This window comes from Vibrio sp. Vb0888 (assembly GCF_033338835.1).
Lineage (GTDB): Bacteria > Pseudomonadota > Gammaproteobacteria > Enterobacterales > Vibrionaceae > Vibrio > Vibrio alginolyticus.
On the sequence record NZ_JAWOTL010000202.1, the window covers coordinates 1 to 1,217 of the forward strand.

1 protein-coding gene is annotated in these 1,217 nt (G+C 42.1%); it reads right to left on the bottom strand.

What is annotated here, in order from left to right:
* Positions 1 to 426 precede the first annotated feature (426 nt).
* On the bottom strand, positions 427 to 1,217 hold a 791-nt coding region (locus R7P72_RS25015), incomplete at its 5' end, for a GNAT family N-acetyltransferase (RefSeq protein ID WP_318110961.1).

Consider the following 1,217-nt stretch of genomic DNA (forward strand, 5'->3'; position numbering starts at 1 on the left):
ACCCTTACCACTTTGCTTCCCATCAACACTTTCAGTCTAACCAAAAACATTTTCTGAACAAACCTCGCACTTCGAAGAATAGGGCTCAGGTCACTAAAGGTCGAAGCCTTGGTATTATTGAGTAAATAAAGTATTAGGCATGGTGATTCATCCGCGTAAATCATTCCACTCTCGTTTCACTTCATGCTCCACTCTACAGCATGAGAAAGTTGTAGCTTGTAGTTATAGCGCTTCAATACAATAGAAGTGGCGACGCCACTCCTTCCCTTTTATTGGCGATTTTGTTTACAGCTCAACATTGAACTTAGTCGGTCATGAGTTTGCTTTTTATCATTCATCAAAAACAAAAAAGGAGTGAATTTACAGTGTAAAGTCACTCCTCTCAGCTCGTCTCTATTTACAGTGTAAATCCATAAGGCGTTGCGTTTACACTGTAAATTGACTCAACAACTTTTCTAACTCACTTCTTAACTGTTGCTCAACTTGCTTTCTTCCCGATAATCCAAATTGTTTGGCACAAATGCCCCAATCATGGTTTAAGAACACTTTACTTATCATCAAATCAGAAACAGGCGCTAAACCATATTGACGCAGCCACTGTTGTAACCACACAAAAATCGATTCATAGCTTGCACCACCCTTCGCATAGCTTTGAAGCAATACTCGCTTAGTCGGATGTAAGGTTTGATGTTGAATCTGTTGACGCAACAAGCTTCTAGCCAGACTCGGCTCTAACTTAGGATAAACAAGGGAAAGGCTCGCAGACAAAAACTCATGAAACAATGCTTGTGCGTCATCAATCCAAGTTTGTGATTTATTCGCAAGTTGGCGAACCATCAACAATGAATAACAACCACTGGCGGCATCGCGCATAGTTCCTAAACGAATAGATTGATAGCCAGCTTGTTGCCAAAACTGAATCAACTCATCCGTCGCACCAAAACTTGTCGATAGATAATCCACATGGGCACCAACACTTTCCTCGAGTAGTGTTAGCATGCGCTTGCCAACGCCCAAACCTTGTAGATCAGGATGCACCGCAATTCGCATCACTCGTGAAGTAATAAGCCTGCCTACCTTTACCAAACCAAGTTGATTGATGATGGTGATTGGCGTCAAATGCCCTTTAGGACGACGTTGACCAAGTTGAACAGCTTCAATTAACTCGTCATCAAGACCGCCCTCCTCAACCGTGAGAATGACTCCTATGATATTTT